This is a genomic window from Povalibacter sp., from assembly GCF_036520495.1.
Taxonomy (GTDB): domain Bacteria; phylum Pseudomonadota; class Gammaproteobacteria; order Steroidobacterales; family Steroidobacteraceae; genus Steroidobacter.
Genome location: NZ_DATDJO010000039.1, coordinates 1 through 19,969 on the forward strand (window position 1 = coordinate 1; position 19,969 = coordinate 19,969).

Below are 19,969 nucleotides of genomic sequence, written 5' to 3' on the forward strand. Positions count from 1 at the left end.
CAGGAACAACGTGATGCCGTCACGCCTCTCCACGTCGCCGGACGTTCGCGCCGACACGATCAATCGATCGGCAACGTGACCGTCCAGCACGTGCAGCTTGCGACCGCTGAGCTTGTACCTGCCCGCGCTGCCCGTCGCGCGCGTGGCAATGCTGAACGGCAGGTGCCGGCTGCACTCGTCGCTGGCGAGCGCCAGGACCGCCTCGCCCGCGGCTACCTTGGGCAACCATTCCTGCTTCTGCGCCTCTGAGCCTTTCAGCAATGCAGTGACGCCGAGTACGGCCGTCGACACGAACGGCGTCGCACTGAGATTCCTGCCGATCTCCTGCGCAATCAGACCGGCGCCGACGTGGCCGAAACCCACACCGCCATACTCCTCGGGCACGAGCACGCCGGCCCAACCCATCTCCGCCATCTCTTTCCACACGTCACGATCGAATCCGACGACGTCGCCGGCATCGCGCAACCGGCGCAGTTCGGCAATCGGTGCGCGCGCGGCCGCGAAACGTTTCGCAGCGTCGCGAAACATGAGTTGATCTTCATTGAGAACGAGCGACATGTGGACTTCCTCAGAGACGATTCCGGGCTGCTGGGTACTGGGCTGCTGGTCAGACCGGATCGCATTCGCTCATGCCAGAGCCGAGCGCCCTACAGCCCCCGCTCCTCATGCGCCGGGCAGTTTCAGCACATGCTTGGAGATGATGTTCAACTGCACCTCGGACGTACCGCCCTCGATCGAGTTGGCGCGGGTGCGCAACCAGATCGGCGCCAGTTCTTCCGCGTCGCCATCGCCGAAACGCAGGCCATCTGCGCCGGCGATCGACATCATGAGTTCGGCGCGGCGCTTGTTGAGCTCGGTGCCGTAGTACTTGAGCATCGACGACAGCGCACCGGTTTCGTTGCCGGCCTTCGCCTCGGCCTGCACGCGCTCCATGGTGAGTGCGAAGGCATTCGCATCGATCTCGAACCGGGCGATATCGGCGCGCAGCACCGGATCGGCGAGACGACCGCCGGACAATCCCAACGCACTGACAGCGAGTTGGCCAAGCGTGCCCTTGCCGCCTACGCGCAGAGCGAGACCCATGCCGCCGATCATATTGCGCTCGTGCGTGAGCAGGTATTTGGCGATGGTCCAGCCCTTGTTCAATTCACCCAGCAGGTTCTCTTTCGGCACCTTCACGTTGTCGAAGAACGTCTGCGTGAACGGTGAGTAACCGGAGATCAGGCGAATCGGCCGCGTGGAGATGCCTGGGCTCGCCATGTCGAACAGCAGAAAACTGATGCCATCGTGCTTTCTGCCCTCGAAGCTCGTCCGCACCAGACAGAAGATCCAGTCTGCCTTGTCGCCATAGCTGGTCCAGATCTTCGAGCCATTGATCAGGAAGTGATCGCCCTTGTCGTCCGCGCGCGTCTTGAGCGACGCCAGATCCGAGCCCGCGCCCGGCTCCGAATAACCCTGGCACCAGCGGATTTCACCGCGGGCGATCTTCGGGAGGTGCTCGTTCTTCTGGGCCTCGTTGCCGTACTTGAGCAGCGCCGGCCCGAGCATCGAGATGCCGAACGACGTAAGTGGCGAGCGGCAGCGCAGCGCCGCCATCTCCTCACGCAGGATCTTCGCCTCGTCCTTGCTGAGCCCGCCGCCACCGTACGACTTCGGCCATTCGGGCACCGTCCAGCCACGTTGCGCCATACGCTCCAGCCACAGGCGCTGCGCGTCGTTCTTGAAGGCCACATGGCGACCACCCCAGCACACGTCGCTGTCATCGACGACCGGCTGGCGCATTTCAGGCGGGCAATTGGCCTCCAGCCATTGGCGCGTCGCCTGGCGAAACTCTTCAGAAGAAACGTCGGTGGGAATTTCTGGGTGCGCGGACATGACGACTACCTGCAAGTGAAATGTCTGACGGCGGCCGGGTGTCACTTCGTTAGCGTGCGGCCGATGCCGGCGAACACTTTCGCCGCTTCGCCGTAACTGATCGCCCGCTGATCTGCTGCATTGCCTTGTAGCGCCCGTGCATAGACGCCCTGCGTGATGGCTGCCATCCGGAAGAAGGAGAACGCCAGAAAAAAATTCCAGTCCGGAATCTCCTCGCGACCCGAGTGCCGTCGATAGATCGCGAGGAATTCAGCTTCCGTCGGAATGCCCAGCGATGCGAGATCCAGTCCGGCAAGGCCGCCGCCGACCTCGCTGCCCGCGGGCATGTAGTAGTACATGCAGGCATACGCGAGATCCGCCAGCGGATGGCCGAGCGTGGCAAGTTCCCAATCGAGCAATGCAATGATGCGCGGCTGCGTCGGATGAATGATCGTGTTGCCGATGCGGAAGTCGCCGTGAGCGATGGCCGTCTCATCGCGCTGCGGCTGATTCGCCGCGAGCCAGGCGATGAGTTTGTCCATGTCCGGATTCTCATCGGTTTTCGACGCGACGTACTGCTTGCTCCAGCGTTCAAGCTGGCGCGCGACATAGCCTTCGGGCTTGCCGAAGTCCGCAAGCCCGCAAGCTTTGTAGTCGACGCCGTGCAATCCGGCTGCCACGCGAGCGAAGTCCGCATACACGGCGCGCCGCTGCGCCGGCTCGAGTTGCGGCAACGTCACTCCGGTGATGACGCGACCCTCGACATGATCCATGACATAGAACGCAGTGCCGATGATGGACGCGTCTTCGCACAGCACGCGCGCTGGCGGCACGGGCACCTGATCCGGCGGCAGCGCGCGGAGAATCCGGTATTCGCGCTCGATCAGATGCGCCGATGGCAGCAGCTTGCCTGGAGGCTTCTTGCGCAGCACGTACTTGCGTGCGGGTGTGTCGATCAGGAACGTCGGGTTCGATTGTCCGCCCTGAAACTGTCGCAAGCGCGCCGGGCCTGAGAAACCGTCGAGATGCTGTTCCAGATAGCGCCACAGCGGCGCCTGGTCGAAGCGATGCTGCGGCAGCACATCGACGACAATGACATCAGAGTCCTGTGCAACCGACGAGCCGGATGATGCGAGTGTCTCTGAGACGTCTGCCATCGCGATCCTCTGGAAACCAGGTCGGCTCCATGGACTATCGTAGATGCTTTGGATGCGTCGCCGCCCCTCGAAGAGGAGGACTGCGCATCGGATCCGGGATTGCCCGGTGAGCGGGCATTGTATTCGCGACGCAGACGCGCAGGGAAAAGAAACGTGGCGTTGCAGCCCGGGCACTGCAACGCAGAACAGCCGCTGTGCAGTATCGCTAGCGCGCGATAGTCAACTTGCCGAAGGCGATACCGAGATCCCAGCCACGACCGGTGCCGCTGAGTGCCAGGGACACTTCGCCCTTGGTCATCACGCTCGCCTTGCTGGACTTGATGGCGCCCGCATGCGCCTCGGCCTCGGCGTACGAACCAAAGACCTCTTCGATGTTCTTCACGCCCGAAAACTCGCCCTTGCCGTTCTCGATGGCCGACTTGCCGAACGTCAACCCGCCACCCTTGGCATCGAGCGTCACACGCGCCGACTGGCCGTTGGAGCAGGTAATCGTGCCGGTGCCTTTATAGGTTTTGTAGAAGGCCGACCAGCCCTTCATTTCGAAGGTCATGCTGCAGCCGACATCGGCCGCGGCCGTGGCGACACCCGAGCCTGCCAGCATCAGGCAAGCGAGCGTCAAACCGACGATCTTGGTAGGCATGTATCGAATCTCCGCTGAAGGCGATGGGGCCACACTGGCTGGCCGAAGTTTAACAAGCACTGAATGTCCCCTGCGAATCGGCGGTTCCTGCGGGATTCGCTGAATCTGGCGCGCCGGGCGCGGCTCGTGCCAGCATGTACAGCTTCTCATCCCTGCCCACCATTGCGATCCAATGAATCATCGACCTGTTTCGCTCGGAGAATTCTTTCACTTGCACCGCGATCGGGGCGAAGCACTCGTCCTCGCGACCGTGATCCACACCATCGGATCGACCTATCGCAAGGCCGGTGCGCAGATGCTGATCGCCCAGGACGCCAGCGCTGCCGGACTGTTGAGCGGCGGTTGCCTGGAAGCGGATCTGGTGGAACGTTCGCGCAAAGTACTGGACACCGGCGCGGCGCTGATCGCCGAATACGACACCCGCAGCTCCGACGATGTGCTCTGGGGGATTGGCCTGGGCTGCGAGGGCGCGATGCGCATCCTGCTGACGCGCCTGGACGCGGCGAATGACTATGAACCCTTTGCCTTCATCGATCGCTGCCGCAACCGCCACCTGGACGGCAGCATCGCGCTCGTGACAGCCAGCGAGAATCCGCACTTCGAACTCGGGGCAGCGTTGCGCAGCGATAGTCCCGGCTCGCTGCCCGATGCCGTACAGGCGGCGATGGTCAACTCGCCTCGCAAAGCGTCTGCGGTGAATGCAGACGATGCCGAGTTCCTCGTCGTGCCAATCGAGCTGCCACCCAAACTGCTGCTGCTCGGCGCCGGCCCCGACGCCATGCCGCTGGTGGAGTTCGCCGGACTGCTGGGATGGCACGTCACCGTGCTCGATCATCGTTCCGCCTACGCGATCGCCGATCGCTTCCCTCGAGCCCGCAGCGTCGAATTGCGGCCGGCGGGAACACTGGCCGACTTTCTCGATGACGCCGAGTTCGATGCGGCGGTCGTCATGAGTCATCACCTCACTTCGGACGAAGCCTATCTGTCCGCCCTCGCCGCCAGCGCCATTCCCTACATTGGCCTGCTCGGCCCGGCACCGCGCCGCGCACGACTCATGAACGATATCGGCGATCGCTCGACACTCCTCGGCAAGCGCCTCTACGGCCCGATCGGCCTCGACATCGGCGCAAAGACTCCCGAAGCGATTGCCCTCGCCATCGTGGCAGAAATCCAGGCGGTGCTTACGGATCGTCCGGGGCGGTCGTTCAGTGCGCAGGAGAAAGACTCAGGAGAAGGAGTAACCGCAAAGAACGCATAGAACGCATGGAACTCCGAGGGGAAGATAGAACTCTCTTCATTCGTCTCCGACCTTTGCGATCTATGCGTTCTTTGCGGTTACTCCGCTTCGATCCGCAGCGGCAACGATCGCAAACGCTTGCCCGTGAGCGCAAACACAGCGTTGGCGATAGCAGGTGCAATCGGCGGTACGCCGGGTTCGCCCAGTCCGCCGAGAGGCGCGTCGGAACGGATGAATTCGACTTTGATGCGCGGCGCATCGGCGAGCTTTGGCATCGGGTAGTCGTCGAAATTGCGCTGTGCGACGCGGCCGTCGCGCAATGTGATTTCGCTGAACAGTGCGGCTGACAGTCCGAAAATGATTCCGCCCTCGATCTGAGCCAATGCCGTGTCCGGGTTCACGACATAGCCGCAGTCGACGGCCGCCCAGACGTTGTGAACCTTGATGCGACCGTCGACGAGTTCGACTTCGGCCACTTCGGCGACGATGGAGCCGAAGCTTTCGACCAGCGCAATGCCGCGCGCGCGACCCGCAGGCGGCGCTGCGCCCCAACCCGACATCCACGCGGCTTTTTCCAGCACTGCCCGATGCCGTGGCGCCTGCTTCAGCAGGTCGCGCCGGAACTGATACGGCTCCTTGCCGGCCGCGTGCGCGAGTTCGTCGATGAATGACTCGGTGAAGAATCCGTGTTGGGAATGTTCAACCGAACGCCACGACCCGAGGCGCACGTGATGCTCAGTCTTCACCGAGCGGATATCCTGATTCGGTACGGCGTAAGGCAGGGTCGCGGCATCACCGCCAGTGCCGTTGAATCGCGAAATCCATACGCTCGGCGCGCCGCTGGAATCGATCGCGCCTTTGTAGCGGGCGATGACCGCCGGGCGGTAGTAGTCGTGCTGCATGTCCTCTTCGCGACTCCAGATCAGTTTGACCGGCGCCGGCGCCATTACCTTCGCGATGCGCACCGCCTGATCGATGAAGTCATGCGCGCCCGGCAGCCGGCGACCGAAACCGCCGCCGAGTTGCTGGTTGTGAATGATCACGGCGTCCGCCGACATGCCCGCGGCCGATGCAGCCACCTTCCGCGCCGCCAGCGGATCCTGGACACCGGTCCAGACTTCGCAGCGATCGCCGGCGATACGCACGGTCGCATTCATCGGCTCCATCGTGGCATGCGCAAGAAAGGGAACCGAGTATTCGGCCTGGATCGCCTTGCTTGCACCGCCGAGCGTGGCCACTGCATCGCCGCTCGCAAACACCTTCTTCGCATCGTTGCTTTCGAGGGCCGTGCCCATCGCGACTGCCAAGGTGGCACTCGTCTGCGCATCGTGTGCCGTCGCCGTGAACGAAGGAATCAGTGTGCGCAACGCCTTCAGGGCTCGCCAGTAGCTGTCGGCGACCACTGCCACGGCGTTATCGAGTTTCACGACCTGGCGAATTCCGGGCAGAGCGCTCACAGACGTGGCGTCTACAGCGCCGAGCTGTGCGCCGAACACCGGTGCTGCTGCGATCGTGGCATACACCATGCCAGGCACATCGACGTCGATGCCGTACGTCGCGCTGCCGTCGACTTTGGAGGGGATGTCGAGGCGGGGAATCGGCTTACCCACGATCGTGTACTGATCGTATGACTTGAGCTGTGGATGCACGGGCGGCGCGAGCAATGCCGCGTCGGCTGCCAGTTCGCCGAACGTCGCGCTGCGACCCGATCCGGCATGCGTGACGCGCGACGACTTCGCGTCGCATTCGCCCGCTGCAACCTGCCACCGCTTCGCTGCTGCCTCGATGAGCATCGCGCGCGCCGCACCACCTGCGATACGCATACCCAGGAAGCCGGTGCCGCGAACTGAGCTGCTGCCACCCGTGACCTGCAGATCCATCAGCCGCGTGATGCGGTAGGTGCCCCAGTCGACGAAGCGCTCCATGAACTTCGGCACATCCGCCACGGCTGGCACGAAGGCGCGCACCAGGTAACCATTGGCATAGATACTTTCGGCGGGGGCTTCTTCGACGCGAACCCGCTGCCAGTCGGCATCCAGTTCCTCGGCCAGCATCATCGGCAGCGACGTGTGTACCCCCTGCCCCATCTCGCAGTGAGGCACGATGACCGTGATCGTGTTATCTGGCGCGATGCGCAACCACGTCGAAAGGCGCGCCGGATCTTGTTCGTCCTCCGGTCGGATGCCGATGCGATTCGGCGCAAAGGCGATGCCACCCAACCCCAGCACCAATCCGCCACCCACGAGGCCACCCGTTGCGATGACGGCACGGCGCGTCCACTTACCCATGACGCACCTCCGCGGGCTCGCCGTCATGATTGGCTTCGACATCGCCGCTGGAAAGTTTCAACGCCGCTGCATGGATGGCGCGCCGGACACGCTCATACGTGCCGCAGCGACAGATATTCGTGATCTCGGTGTCGATCTCCTGATCGGTCGGCCGCGATGTTTTCGCGAGTAACGCCGCTACTGCCATCACCATGCCGGACTGACAATAGCCACACTGCGGCACCTGGTGTGCGATCCAGGCCTCCTGCACAGCGTGCCGTTGACTGGCGCTGCCCAGGGCTTCGATGGTCGTGATCGTCTGCCCCTGCACAGCCGCTGCCGGGATCGCACAAGACCGCACCGCGGCTCCGTTGACATGCACCGTGCATGCGCCGCAAGCCGCGATCCCGCAGCCGAACTTGGTGCCGGTGAGTCCCAGGGATTCGCGCAACACCCACAGCAAAGGCGTGTCGGCATCGATGTCCACAGAGCGGGACTCGCCGTTGACGTTCAGTATCACTTCCATCGCTGTGTGCTCCCTCAACCACGACGCAGGTCGCGCAAGGCGCGCCTGCCGTGTTTGTCTGGTCGCTGTGCCGGCGCCGGAGCGGCCAGTTTGGCGAACGCTCGTCGCGCCTCGCGCGCGGCCATGCTCTGTTCTGTTTCCGCGTAGTGTGAGTGCGCCTCCGGAGCCGGGCCGCGGCGCACCGGAATCCCCTGCACGACCACTTCGAACCGCTCCTCGTCGCGCGTGATCTGCAGGCGATCGCCGACCTGCACCAGGCGCGAGGGCTTGATCCGCTCGCCATTGACGTGGACGAGCCCGCCCGCCACGGCGTCAGTCGCCTGCGACCGGCTCTTGAAGAAGCGCGCACACCACAGCCATTTGTCGATGCGCAGTCCGTCAGACGGCGTCGTGTCATCCTGAATCATGCCGGCAGCCTACCTCCGGGCGTGAGTCACGTCACGTCTGCGCAAGCTGGCCCATCCCACCCCCCTGCCCAGCGGTTGCGAAACCGTGCAGCATTGGCAATGCCCACTGCGATCCCGCACCTGCCCTGCTTCCGATCTTCGGCGTCACGACGACAACGACCTGCCCATGAGTGATCCTTTCGATTTGCTGATAGTGGGCGGCGGCATCAACGGAACTGGCATCGCACGCGACGCGGCAGGCCGCGGCCACAAGGTGATGCTGATCGAACAGAGCGACCTCGCCTCGGCGACGTCCTCTGCCAGCACCAAGCTGATCCACGGCGGGCTGCGCTACCTGGAACTCTTCGAATTCCGGCTCGTGCGCGAGGCCCTGATCGAACGCGAACGATTACTGGCCATCGCACCACACATCATCCGGCCGATGCAGTTCGTGCTGCCGCATGTCGAGGGGTTGCGGCCACGCTGGCAGATCCGCAGCGGGCTGTTTCTTTACGACCACATCGGTGGCCGGCATCGCCTGCCGGCGTCGCACAGTGTCAGCCTCACGACGGGGCCTTGGGCCGGTTCGCTGCATCCGCTGCTCACACATGGCTTCACTTACTCGGATTGCTGGGTCGACGACAGTCGCCTGGTCATTCTGAATGCGATGGACGCCGCACAGCGAGGCGCCACGATCCGCACGCGCACGCGCTTCGTCGGCGCGTCGGCACAGGACGGTCACTGGCGGATTCGCGTCGAGGACACGGTGACGGGCGAGCAATCGGTGCTGACCGCACGCGCGATGGTCAACGCGGCCGGACCGTGGGTCGAAGACGTTCTGGGACACGTCCCGCGAAGCAGCAACGAAAACCAGATCCGCCTGGTCAAAGGCAGTCACATCGTCGTGCCGCGCATGTACGAGGGCGATCACGCCTTCCTGCTGCAGCATCCTGACGGTCGCGTGGTCTTCGCGATTCCCTACCAGCAGGATTTCACGCTGGTCGGCACGACCGACGTCCCCTATGAAGGCAATCCCGCCGAGGCTGCCATATCGACCGAGGAGATCGCGTACCTGTGCAAGACGGCGAACGAATACTTCCAGCGACCCATTTCCCCGTCGGACGTGAAATGGACCTTCGCCGGCGTGCGTCCGCTGAGCGATGACGAAGCCAGCAACGCATCGAAGGTCACGCGCGACTACAAGCTGGAATTGACCGAAGCCCAGGGTCAGCCTGCGCTGCTGTCGGTCTTCGGTGGAAAAATCACGACCTATCGGCGGCTGGCCGAAACCGCGTTGCACAAGCTGCACCCCTTCATCGGCGGTTCGAAGCAAGGCTGGACCGATCAGGCACAGCTGCCGGGCGGCGATCTGCCACAGGCGGATTTCGCCGCATTCCTCGAGAGCGTACAACGCCGCTGGTCGTTTCTCCCCGCGGCGCTTGCCGAAAGGCTGGCGCGATCGTATGGCACGCGCATCAGCGAGATCGTCGGCGGCGCCAAGGCGCTGGAGGATCTCGGCACGGATTTCGGCGCCGGACTGACGCGCGCCGAGGTCGACTATCTGCGCACCCATGAGTGGGCGCGCACGAGCGAGGATGTTCTGTGGCGCCGGACCAAGATCGGTCTGCACATGACTGCAGCAGCGCGCAAAGATTTCGCGAACTTCATGCACCGTTGAGTTGAACCGGGACAAGTCAGTACGCCACTTGCCAGGCGGACACCGGAAAAGCGAATGACGCATGGCAACGGCCATCACGAATGATGGTTGACAAAGCAGCTTTATTGAACGATTCGGAAATGCTGGTATGTCTACTATCCTCCAGCAGCCATCACCCGATCGATGCCTCGAAGCGATAGCACTCCAGGCAGCAGATCAGGGCAGTGGCAGAATCAACGCTCCTCAATCCCGAAGGTGGCGGCAGTGAAAAGTGATTTTCTCGATCGGCTGGCGCGAGACACCGAACAGTTGCGCGCCGAAGGCCTGTTTAAACCCGAACGGGTTCTGACCTCACCGCAACAGGCGGTCATCCGGGTCAGCGACGGCTCGGAAGTCATCAATCTGTGTGCAAACAATTACCTGGGGCTGGCCAATCATGGCTCCGTGCGCGAGGCAGCCCGCCTTTCGCTGGATCGCTATGGCTATGGCATGGCCTCGGTCCGCTTCATCTGCGGGACGCACAGCGTCCACAAGGAGCTGGAGGCGCGACTGAGCCGCTTCCTCGGAACCGAGGACACGATCCTGTATTCATCGTGTTTCGATGCGAACGGCGGGCTGTTCGAGACCTTGCTCGACGAGCAGGATGCAGTCATCAGCGATGCGCTGAATCACGCCAGCATCATCGACGGCATCCGTCTGTGCAAAGCCAGGCGCCTGCGTTACTCGAACAACGATCTCGACGAGCTGGAAACACGTCTGAAGGAAGCCGCTGACAGCCGCGTCCGATTGATCGCGACCGACGGCGTGTTCTCGATGGATGGCGTGATCGCGCGACTGACGGAGATCTGCGATCTGGCGGATCGATACGACGCCCTGGTCATGGTCGATGATTCGCATGCGACAGGCTTTACCGGCGCTACCGGCCGCGGCACCCATGAGTTGCGCGGAGTCATGGATCGGGTCGACATTCTCACCGGCACGCTGGGCAAGGCATTGGGCGGCGCCAGCGGCGGTTACACGTCGGGTCGCAAGGAGGTCATCGGGTGGCTGCGGCAGCGCTCGCGCCCCTACCTTTTCTCCAACAGCATCCCACCGTTCATCGCGGCCGCGAGCCTGCGGGTCATCGACCTGCTCGAATCCGACAACACATTGCGCGATCAACTGCGGGACAACGCGGCCCATTTCCGGGCCGGCATGACCGCCGCCGGCTTCACCCTGGTACCCGGCGAACACCCGATCATTCCGGTCATGCTGGGAGATGCAAAGCTCGCGTCCGAGTTCGCACAGCGCCTTCTGGGACACGGTGTATACGTCATCGGCTTCTCCTTCCCCGTCGTGCCCCATGGCAAGGCGAGAATCCGGACCCAGATGTCGGCCGTGCACACGAAAGCGCACCTCGACAAGGCGATTGCGGCGTTTACGGCGGTCGGCAGAGAACTCGGCGTGGTGAGGTAGCACGGACTATTGAATACAGTGTTTGCGCGCTACGCTGTGCCACCGCCGTTGCTCAAGCATCCATCATGCACGCTCTCGTCAAATCCCACGCCGCGCCGGGCATCGAACTGCAGGACATCCCACGTCCGACGATCGGACCCAACGATGTATTGATCCGGGTGAAGCGGACCGCCATCTGCGGCACCGACATGCATATCTACAACTGGGATGGCTGGGCACAGCGAACGATCCCCGTGCCGATGGCGGTCGGCCATGAGTATTGCGGCGAGATCGTGGAGATCGGCAGCGAAGTGTCCGGCTTCAAAAGCGGTGACCGCGTCTCGGGAGAAGGCCACATTACGTGCGGTCATTGCCGCAACTGTCGCGCGGGACGCAGACACCTGTGTCGCAACACCGTCGGCGTCGGTGTGAATCGTCCCGGCTGCTTCGCCGAGTACGTCGTCATTCCGGCGCTCAATGCCTTCAAGCTGCCGGATGCCATCGACGATGAGATCGCCGCCATCCTCGATCCGCTCGGCAACGCCGTTCACACCGCCCTCGCCTTCGACGTGGTCGGCGAGGATGTGCTCATTACCGGCGCCGGGCCGATCGGCATCATGGCGGCCGCGATCGTGCGCTTCGTCGGCGCGCGGCATGTCGTGATCACGGACGTGAACGACTACCGGCTCGATCTCGCACGCAAAATGGGCGCAACGCTCGCACTCAACGTCACTCGCGATTCGCTCGACGATGCCATGAAACAACTCGGCATGCAGGAAGGCTTCGATGTCGGACTGGAAATGTCAGGCAATGCTTCTGCCTTCCGCGACCTGCTGCGCACGATGCATCACGGCGGCAGCGTCGCCCTCCTCGGCCTGCCGCCGAACGATGTCGCCATCGACTGGAACGAAGTGATCCTGAAAGGCCTGACGCTCAAAGGCATCTACGGCCGCCAGATGTTCGAGACCTGGTACAAGATGGCCGCGATCCTGCAGTCAGGCCTCGATATCCGCCCGATCATCACCCACCGCGTGCCCTACACGGACTACCAGCAGGCATTCGATATCATGGGCAAGGGGCAGTCGGGCAAAGTGGTGATGGAGTGGAGCAGTTGATAATTCACCATTGATAATTGACAACGCCGATCCGGAACCGGTCTTCCGTTATCCATTGTCGATTGTTAATTCACTGCCCCGCAGGGGCAGTAGTAATAGATCTGCGTGGGATCGCTGAAACGCGCGAGACGCGCCAGCTCTGTCTCGATCGGTGACAACAGTTTGCGCGCCGATAGCAGCAGCTCGTTCTTCGGCACCAGCGATGAGGTGATGCGAGCCGCCAGCACTTGCGTCTGCATGGCCAGCGCCTGACGCCAGCCCAGCGACGTTTCGATGTACTCCACCTTGTAGTTGGCGGTGTCGAGACCCGCGCGCTCGGCAGCAGCGTTCAGCGCATCGCGATAAGAACCCAGCTTGTCGACGAGGCCGACGCGAGCAGCGTCATTGCCAGCCCAGACCCGCCCCTGCGCCACGCCATCGATCTCCTCGATGGATTTCTCGCGCGCCGACGCCACGTTTCCAACGAATGTGCTGTAGGCGTGCTCGACCGACAGTTGCAGGATTTCCTTTGCTTCGTCCTTGAGCGTCCGCTCCACGCTCAGCGCGCCAGCCAGCGGCGTCGTCCCCACGCCATCGGTGGAGACGCCAATCTTTTCCAGGGTGCGCTGGAAGGTTGGAATCACGGCGAACACGCCGATGGAACCGGTGAGCGTGGCGGGGTTCGCCCAGATCTCATCTGCATCCATGGCGATGTAGTAGCCGCCGGAGGCCGCCATGCTGCTCATGGACGCAATCACGGGCTTGCCGGCGTTGCGCAATGCGTTGATCTCGCGACGAATGATCTCGGACGCGAGCATGCTGCCGCCGGGGCTGTCGATGCGCAGCACCACTGCCTTGACGGAATCGTCGTAGCGCGCCTGGCGCAGCAGACGCACCGCCGAGTCCGATCCGATCGTGCCGGGCGGCTGCTCGCCGTCCAGGATTTCTCCGGACGCAACCACGACGCCGATGTGATCGCCTTCGATCTGCAGCGCTTGGCTGGCGCGCACGGCGCTGAGGTAGTCCCAGTGGGCAATGCCCTGATAACCGTGATCGTCCTTGTCTTCGCCCACCAGTGTCTTCAGATACTCCTCGGCTTCGTGGCGCGACTTGAGTTCCGTCACCAGTCGACGCTCCATGGCGACCGCCGCGAGATCGCCCTTCATGGAGCGCGCCGCAGGCGCCATCTCGTTAACGTAGGCGCCAATGGCCGTCGCCTCGAGTCCGCGCGCCTGTGCAACCGCAGCCTGGTACTGCGTCCAGAGGGAATTCAGCCACGCCAGGCTTTCCTCCCGCTCGGTGTCCGCCATATCGGAGCGACTGAACTGATCGGTGTATGACTTGAACTTGCCCGCACGGAAGATGTTCACATCGACCGCGAGCTTGTCGATCGCGCCTTTCAGGAACGTGCGGTAGTAACCATAGCCTTCGATCAGAATGAGCCCTTGCGGATCGAGGAAGATGTCATCCGCGTTGGCTGCGATGTAGTACTGCGACTGGTCGTAACCCTCCCCGAGCGCGACCACGCGTTTGCCCGTCGTGCGGAAGTCGCGCACAGCCGCGGCAATTTCTTCCAGCTTGGCGATACCACCACCCTGCATCGAGCCGAGATCGAGAACCAGCGCCTTGATCCGGTCGTCCTTCTTGGCAGCTTCGATGGAATCGACCACGTCCCTCAACAGCGTTTCGGCCCGGCCGCTGCCATAGGCCTCGGCCAGAGCGCGCTCGAACGGATCGCCCGACAGCTGCTCGACCAGCGCACCCTGCGGCGCGATCACCAATGCAGCCGACTTCGGCACAATGGGAATCCGCGGCGACAACACCGCCATCAGCGTGATGAAGATGACGAGCAGGACGATCAGGTGCATCACCTTGCGCATCCCGTCCAGCACGCGCCACAGGAAACCGAAAATCGTCGAGAGGGTTTTCATAGCGTCATCAATCCTTCACGGCATAGCTCAGGCGATAGATCGCGCCGGCCTGGTCGTCTGAAACAAGAAACGAACCGTCTTCGAGCAGCAGCAGGTCGACCGGACGGCCGTAGACCTCGTTGCCGCGATTGAAACCCGTTGCGAAGGGCTCATAGCTCACCGCCTTGTTGCCGTCGAGCTTCACGGTGGTGATCCGGTAACCGCTCTTTTCCGAGCGGTTCCACGAGCCATGCTCGGCAATGAAGACGAGGTTGCGATAGCGCTCCGGAAAGGCGGTTCCGGTATAGAACTTCACCGCCAGCGGCGCGACATGAGCACCCAGCAACTGCACCGGCGGCGTCATCTTGCTGCATTCACCCAGCCTGCCGAACTCCGGATCCTTGATGTCCCTGCCATGACAGTAAGGAAAGCCGAAATCGAGTCCGGGGCGCGGCGCAACGTTGAGTTCACACGGTGGCACATCGTCGCCAAGATAGTCGCGGCCATTGTCGGTGAACCAGAGTTCCCGGGTGGTCGGGTGCCATGTGAAACCGACCGTATTGCGGATGCCACGGGCAAACACTTCACGATCCGACCCATCCGGATTCATGCGCGTTATCGCGGCGTACTTCGGCTGGTCACAGACGTTGCAGGGCGCGCCGATGGGTACGTACAGCTTGCCGTCGGGCCCGAAGGCAATGTATTTCCAGCCGTGATGCCCATCCTTTGGAAAGTCGTCGCGAACGACGCTGGGTGCAGGGATGGTGTCGAGCGACGCTTCGATGCCGTCGTAACGAATGATCCGACTGACTTCGGCGACGTACAGCGCGCCGTCGCGGAATGCGACGCCGTTGGGCTGATTCAGCTTTTCGGCAATCGTGCGTGTCGCACGTTTTGCGCCGCTGCCCGCGGCTGGGCTGACCGCGTACACCATTCCCTTGCGCGTCCCGACGAATAATGTGCCCTTGCTACCGAGGGTCATAGAGCGGGCGAAGGGTACGTCGTCTGCGTAGACCTCGAGCTTGAAGCCAGGCGGCAGGCGCACGTTGGCAATCACCTTGTCCGTGGCCGGACTGGCTACGGCGCTTGCGGCGCCCAACACGGTCGCAAGCAGCCCGACCTGGAAGAACCGGGCGATCTGGCGAGACTGACCGGACATGAAGGCTCCGCTGACAGCGATGGCCTGAGAGTGTACGCGGGGGCTGCGGGCACTAGCTATCGGGCGCTCATGCACGCGCCCGAACCCATCAACAAAAAAAAGGCGCGACAGCGGTGTTCCGCTGTCGCGCCCTTGCGGTGCAGAGAAGAGGTCTTAGACCTTTTCTTCGATGCGCGCTGCCTTGCCGGTCAGGTCGCGCAGGTAGTACAGCTTGGCGCGACGGACGTTGCCGCGGCGCTTGACGCTGATCGAGCCGATGGCCGGGCTGTAAGCCTGGAACACGCGCTCGACGCCTTCGCCGTGCGAGATCTTGCGCACGGTGAACGACGAGTTGAGACCGCGGTTACGACGGGCGATCACGACGCCTTCGTAAGCCTGCACGCGCTCGCGCTCGCCTTCCTTCACTTTCACTTCCACAACGACGGTATCGCCCGGCGAAAAATCGGGGATCTGCTTGCCTGTGGCTTCGCGCTCGAGCGCTTCGATGATGTTGGTCATGATTGCACCGATTCCGAATTAGAAACTATCGATCCTTACCTACGGCTCGCGCCCGGCGCGTTCCGCTTCAACCTCTGCGACGAATTCATCCAGCAGCTTGCGCTGCTCCTTCGTCATCTGCAGCTTCGCCAGCAAGTCCGGCCGCCGCTGCCAGGTTCGCCCCAGCGCCTGCTTCGTTCGCCAGCGCTGGATCGCTGCGTGGTTGCCGCTCAGCAATACCTGCGGCACCGCGCGACCCTCGAACACTTCCGGTCGCGTGTAATGCGGCCAGTCGAGCATTCCAGCAACGTACGAATCCTGTTGAGCGGATTCCTCGTCACCGAGCACTCCCGGCAGCAGTCGCACGATCGCGTCGATCAACACCAGCGCCGGCAGCTCTCCGCCCGACACCACGTAGTCGCCGATCGACACACACTCGTCGATCTCCGTCGCCAGCAGCCGCTCGTCGACACCTTCGTACCGACCGGCCAGCAACAGCAACCCTGGCAATTGCGAGAGTTCACGGGCCCTGGCCTGCGTCAGCGTCTCGCCGTCTGCCGCCAGATAGATCCGGCGGCTGCCTTCAGGGAGCCTGGCTCGCGCAGCTCTGAGAGCTGTGCGCGTCGGCTCGACCTTCAACACCATTCCCGGGCCGCCACCATAAGGGCGGTCGTCGACTGTCTTGTGCGCGTCCTCGGCGAAGGCTCGCGGCGTACTCGCCGCCACACTCACCCGTCCACGCTCGATCGCCCGGCCCAGCACGCCGACCCGTACGGCCTCAGTGATGAACTCCGGGAACAGCGTCACCACTTCGATGCGCATTCCCGCACTCCTACCAGAAGGCCCTCATCACCAGTCGGCTGACCAGTCGAGCACGATGCGACGGGCATCCAGCTCGACCTTCACGATCCTGTCTTTTACGAACGGAATCCAGTGTTCCTGTTCACCCCGGACGATCACCACCGTGCCGCCTGGCGTCGATCGGAAGTGATCGACCCGGCCGAGCAGCTCACCCGATGCCGACACCGCGTCGATCCCTTCCAGGTCGCTCAGGTAGTACTCACCCGGAGCGGGCGGCGGCATTTCGCTGCGCCACACACCGATCTCGAGACCGACCTTCAGCCGGGCCTCCTCGGGCGATTCCAGTCCTTTCAGCTTCGCGAGCACACCTTTGTCGGTGACTCGCGCTTCTTCGACGATGGTCGACTGCCACTGATCAGGCTTGCCGACTTTCCACACTTCGTAGCCGAGGATGTTCTCCACCGGCTCGGTGTAGGACTTGATCTTGACCCAGCCCTTGATCCCGAATGTCCCTACGATCTTTCCGAGGATGACGATCCGGTCTGAGGCTTGCGCCGGGGTCGTCACGACCTATGGATGCGCGGGCAAGAGGACAAGAACAAATCGGAATCAGGCAGCGAGGGCAATCTGCTTGCGCTGCTTGAAAACCAGTTCAGCGACGCGATCAGAAGGCTTGGCGCCCTGGTCGAGCCAGAAATCAACGCGGCCCAGATCGAGCTGCAGACGCTGCTGCTTGCCCTTCGCGATCGGGTTGAAATAGCCGATCTGCTCGAGCGATGCACCGCCCTGGCGCTTACGGCTGTCCGTAACGACGATGTGGTAGAAGGGCTGCTTCTTCGCGCCACGGCGCGTAAGCCGGATCGTAACCATTGATAAAGCCTCAGAAATACACAGATGAGGGCGAGAGCCCCGGAAAAGGGCGCGAATGGTACTGAATCAGAGGCTTAGTAGCAAACTACTCCGCTGATCACCCAACCAGAATCAGCAAAACGCCGATCTCCTCTCTGGCCAGCAGACCAGCTTGCCAGCGGGCCAGCGGGCCTCCCGACCTCACATCCCCGGCATCCGCCCGCCAAACGCCCGCATCATTTTCGCCAGTCCGCCGCCCTTCGACATGGTCTTCATAACCTTCTGCATTTGAAGGTAATTTTTCAGAAGTTTGTTGATCTCCGAGACATGGACACCCGACCCCGCGGCGATCCGGCGTTTGCGGGAGGCATCGATATTCTTAGGGTGCCGCCGCTCCCTCGGTGTCATGGAACGGATGATGGCGACCTGCCGCTTGATCTCCTTTTCGTTGCCCTGAGGCATCGCCCCTGCTTTGGCGGTCAGGTGCGCCGGCAGCTTGTCCACGAGGGCGCTCAGGCCGCCCATGCGCTCCACCTGCAGCAGTTGATCGTGCAAATCCTCCAGGTCAAAGTCTTTGCCGGACTTCATCTTGCGCGCCAGCTTCTCGGCCTGCTCGCGGTCGACTGTCCTGGTGACGTTCTCGACCAGGGCCAGCACGTCGCCCATGCCCAGAATGCGTGATGCTACCCGCTCGGCCTGGAAGACTTCGAGCGCGTCGGTCTTCTCGCCCGTACCCATGAACAGGATGGGCTGTCCCGTGATCTGGCGGACCGACAGGGCCGCGCCGCCGCGCGCATCGCCGTCCGTCTTGGTCAGCACCACGCCGGTCAGGGTCAGCGCGGCTCCGAAGGCCCGGGCCGCATTGACCGCGTCCTGGCCCGCCATGCTGTCGACGACGAACAGTGTCTCCGTCGGGTTCACCGCGGCGCTGATGTCGCGAATCTCGCTCATCATGTCTTCGTCGACGTGCAGGCGCCCCGCGGTATCGACGATGAGCACGTCGTAAAGCGATTGCTTCGCCTCGACCAGCGCTTCGCGCGCGAGCGTCAGGGCGGGCTTTTTCGGATCGGACGGATAGAAGGCGACATCGAGCTGATTCGCCAGTCGTTCGAGCTGCAGGATGGCCGCCGGACGATAGACGTCCGTGCTGGCCAGCAACACCTTCTTCTTTTCATTCTCCTTGAGCCACTTGGCGAGCTTGCCGGCGGAGGTGGTCTTGCCCGCGCCCTGCAGACCGGCGAGCAGGATCACGACCGGCGGCTGGGCACGCAGGTTGATGGGCCGTACGCCCGCCCCCATCAGCGCAATCAGCTCGTCGTGGATGATCTTGATGAGCGACTGGCCCGGGGTCAGGCTCTTCTCGATCTCCATGCCCACGACCTTGCCGCGGATGGATTCGATGAACGTCTTGACGACCGGCAGGGCCACGTCGGCCTCGAGCAGCGCCATACGCACCTGACGCATGGTATCGCTGATGTTCTCGTCCGTAAGACGCCCGCGGCCGCGCAGGCTTTCCATGACGCCCTGAAGGCGTTCGGTCAATTTGTCGAACATCGATGGGAAATCCGGCAAGTAAACGGGGAATGGAGCGACAGGCTACAGCCTGCGGCCGGAGACGACCAGACAGCGGGCACCTTCATTCTTCCGGCCGCAGGCTGTAGCCTGTAGTCCGTAGCCTCATACAGAGAAAAACGCTCCCCGTGCTTTCCATCGTCGTGCTCGCCTGCTACCTGGCCTGTTCCGCCTGGCTGGCGTCCAGCGTGTATCGCGCCGAACGCCATTCGGCACGCGGTCAGCGCGTGGCTGGCCTGACACTGGGCCTGCTCGCGGTCGTCGCACACGCCGTGCTGCTCTGGTCCGCCCTGTTCGCAAAGCCGGAAATGGCGTTCTCGGTGGCCGAAACCGCCTCGCTCATCGGCTGGGTCATCGGGGTGATTGCCCTGATCGGGTCGTGGCGCAAACCGCGCTTCACCGGTATCGCAGCAGTGCTGATGGCCGTTGCAGGGCTGGTCGCCGCCACGACCGACGAAGGAGCGCGCAGCTTCGCGCTCAAGGAACACAACTGGGAACTCGCAGCACACATCATCCTGTCGACCACGGCCTATGCGCTGCTGACGATCGCCGCCGCCATGGCCATTGCATTGGCACTGCTGGATCGCCGACTGCGCAGCCGGCAACCGCTGGGATGGTTGTCGATCCTGCCTTCGATGGAAGCCCTCGAAGTCGCCACATTCCAGGCGATCGGCGCGGGCTTCGCCATCCTCACGCTGGCGCTCTTCAGCGGTTTCATCTTCGTCGACGACCTGTTCGCGCAGAACCTGTCACGCAAGACGATCCTGTCGTGCCTCGCCTGGATCGTATTCGCGATCCTGCTCTTCGGCCGCCGGCGCTTCGGCTGGCGCGGCCGCACGGCGGCCCGCTGGACACTCAGCGGCTTCGCACTGCTGGTGCTCGCCTACTTCGGCTCCAAGATCGTCCTGGAATCCATCCTCGGGCGACATTGGGGTTGAGGCTCTACGAC

General features: G+C 63.0%; 19 protein-coding genes. 5 read left to right on the forward strand and 14 right to left on the reverse strand.

Annotation, left to right across the window (positions count from 1 at the left end; all coding sequences use genetic code 11):
• From VIZ63_RS14700 to VIZ63_RS14715, 4 genes are all read right to left on the reverse strand, one after another.
• Positions 1-558: acyl-CoA dehydrogenase family protein (locus tag VIZ63_RS14700; protein WP_331610417.1), on the reverse strand; the 558-nt coding region annotated here is incomplete at its 3' end.
• A gap of 105 nt (positions 559-663) precedes the next feature.
• Positions 664-1,875 (reverse strand): acyl-CoA dehydrogenase family protein, encoded by a 1,212-nt coding sequence (locus VIZ63_RS14705; RefSeq protein ID WP_331610418.1) that lies wholly within the window; start codon positions 1,873-1,875, stop codon positions 664-666.
• A 41-nt stretch (positions 1,876-1,916) separates the two neighbouring features.
• Complete coding sequence (locus tag VIZ63_RS14710) at positions 1,917-3,011, reverse strand: phosphotransferase (RefSeq protein WP_331610419.1); 1,095 nt, start codon at positions 3,009-3,011, stop codon at positions 1,917-1,919.
• Positions 3,012-3,216: 205 nt separating this feature from the next.
• Positions 3,217-3,651: a hypothetical protein gene (locus VIZ63_RS14715; protein ID WP_331610420.1), complete on the reverse strand. Its 435-nt coding sequence runs from the start codon at positions 3,649-3,651 to the stop codon at positions 3,217-3,219.
• 172 nt (positions 3,652-3,823) lie between these two features.
• On the opposite strand from VIZ63_RS14715, the gene VIZ63_RS14720 reads away from it, so the two are divergent.
• Positions 3,824-4,909, forward strand: a complete 1,086-nt coding sequence (locus VIZ63_RS14720) for an XdhC family protein (RefSeq protein ID WP_331610421.1) — start codon at positions 3,824-3,826, stop codon at positions 4,907-4,909.
• 77 nt (positions 4,910-4,986) lie between these two features.
• On the opposite strand, the gene VIZ63_RS14725 is transcribed toward VIZ63_RS14720, so the two are convergent.
• The 3 genes from VIZ63_RS14725 to VIZ63_RS14735 are packed head-to-tail and all read right to left on the reverse strand — an operon-like array spanning position 4,987 to position 8,088.
• A complete protein-coding gene (locus tag VIZ63_RS14725; protein WP_331610422.1) occupies positions 4,987-7,176 on the reverse strand; it encodes a xanthine dehydrogenase family protein molybdopterin-binding subunit in 2,190 nt (729 codons plus the stop codon).
• Entirely contained in the window at positions 7,169-7,681 is a 513-nt protein-coding gene (locus VIZ63_RS14730; protein WP_331610423.1) for a (2Fe-2S)-binding protein, read from the reverse strand. The genes VIZ63_RS14725 and VIZ63_RS14730 overlap by 8 nt, the downstream gene beginning before the upstream one ends.
• A 14-nt stretch (positions 7,682-7,695) precedes the next feature.
• Positions 7,696-8,088 (reverse strand): RNA-binding S4 domain-containing protein, encoded by a 393-nt coding sequence (locus tag VIZ63_RS14735; RefSeq protein WP_331610424.1) that lies wholly within the window; start codon positions 8,086-8,088, stop codon positions 7,696-7,698.
• A gap of 166 nt (positions 8,089-8,254) precedes the next feature.
• On the opposite strand from VIZ63_RS14735, the gene glpD reads away from it, so the two are divergent.
• From glpD to tdh, 3 genes are all read left to right on the forward strand, one after another.
• Complete coding sequence (gene glpD / locus VIZ63_RS14740; RefSeq protein ID WP_331610425.1) at positions 8,255-9,745, forward strand: glycerol-3-phosphate dehydrogenase; 1,491 nt, start codon at positions 8,255-8,257, stop codon at positions 9,743-9,745.
• Positions 9,746-9,988: 243 nt separating this feature from the next.
• Positions 9,989-11,179: a glycine C-acetyltransferase gene (locus VIZ63_RS14745; RefSeq protein ID WP_331610426.1), complete on the forward strand. Its 1,191-nt coding sequence runs from the start codon at positions 9,989-9,991 to the stop codon at positions 11,177-11,179.
• Between the two features lie 65 nt (positions 11,180-11,244).
• Complete coding sequence (tdh, locus tag VIZ63_RS14750) at positions 11,245-12,273, forward strand: L-threonine 3-dehydrogenase (protein ID WP_331610427.1); 1,029 nt, start codon at positions 11,245-11,247, stop codon at positions 12,271-12,273.
• Between the two features lie 65 nt (positions 12,274-12,338).
• Here the strand turns inward: tdh and sppA are convergent, their stop codons facing one another.
• The 7 genes from sppA to ffh all read right to left on the reverse strand — a co-directional run bounded on the left by sppA (position 12,339) and on the right by ffh (position 19,002).
• On the reverse strand, positions 12,339-14,183 hold the full coding sequence (sppA, locus tag VIZ63_RS14755; RefSeq protein WP_331610428.1) for a signal peptide peptidase SppA: 1,845 nt from the start codon (positions 14,181-14,183) through the stop codon (positions 12,339-12,341).
• A gap of 7 nt (positions 14,184-14,190) precedes the next feature.
• A complete protein-coding gene (locus VIZ63_RS14760) occupies positions 14,191-15,321 on the reverse strand; it encodes a PQQ-dependent sugar dehydrogenase (RefSeq protein ID WP_331610429.1) in 1,131 nt (376 codons plus the stop codon).
• A gap of 153 nt (positions 15,322-15,474) precedes the next feature.
• Positions 15,475-15,819 (reverse strand): 50S ribosomal protein L19, encoded by a 345-nt coding sequence (rplS, locus tag VIZ63_RS14765; protein WP_331610430.1) that lies wholly within the window; start codon positions 15,817-15,819, stop codon positions 15,475-15,477.
• A gap of 39 nt (positions 15,820-15,858) precedes the next feature.
• Complete coding sequence (gene trmD, locus VIZ63_RS14770) at positions 15,859-16,620, reverse strand: tRNA (guanosine(37)-N1)-methyltransferase TrmD (protein WP_331610431.1); 762 nt, start codon at positions 16,618-16,620, stop codon at positions 15,859-15,861.
• A gap of 27 nt (positions 16,621-16,647) precedes the next feature.
• Positions 16,648-17,166 carry a ribosome maturation factor RimM gene (gene rimM / locus VIZ63_RS14775; RefSeq protein ID WP_331610432.1) on the reverse strand — a complete coding sequence of 173 codons (519 nt, stop codon included), beginning with the start codon at positions 17,164-17,166 and terminating at the stop codon, positions 16,648-16,650.
• A gap of 42 nt (positions 17,167-17,208) precedes the next feature.
• Entirely contained in the window at positions 17,209-17,469 is a 261-nt protein-coding gene (gene rpsP, locus VIZ63_RS14780) for a 30S ribosomal protein S16 (RefSeq protein WP_331610433.1), read from the reverse strand.
• Positions 17,470-17,649: 180 nt separating this feature from the next.
• The gene (gene ffh, locus VIZ63_RS14785; protein ID WP_331610434.1) at positions 17,650-19,002 is read right to left on the reverse strand and encodes a signal recognition particle protein; all 1,353 of its coding nucleotides are present in this window, start codon (positions 19,000-19,002) and stop codon (positions 17,650-17,652) included.
• Positions 19,003-19,148: 146 nt separating this feature from the next.
• Here ffh and VIZ63_RS14790 point away from each other — a divergent pair, with 146 nt between their 5' ends.
• A complete protein-coding gene (locus VIZ63_RS14790) occupies positions 19,149-19,958 on the forward strand; it encodes a cytochrome C assembly family protein (protein WP_331610435.1) in 810 nt (269 codons plus the stop codon).
• The last annotated feature ends 11 nt before the right edge of the window (positions 19,959-19,969 follow it).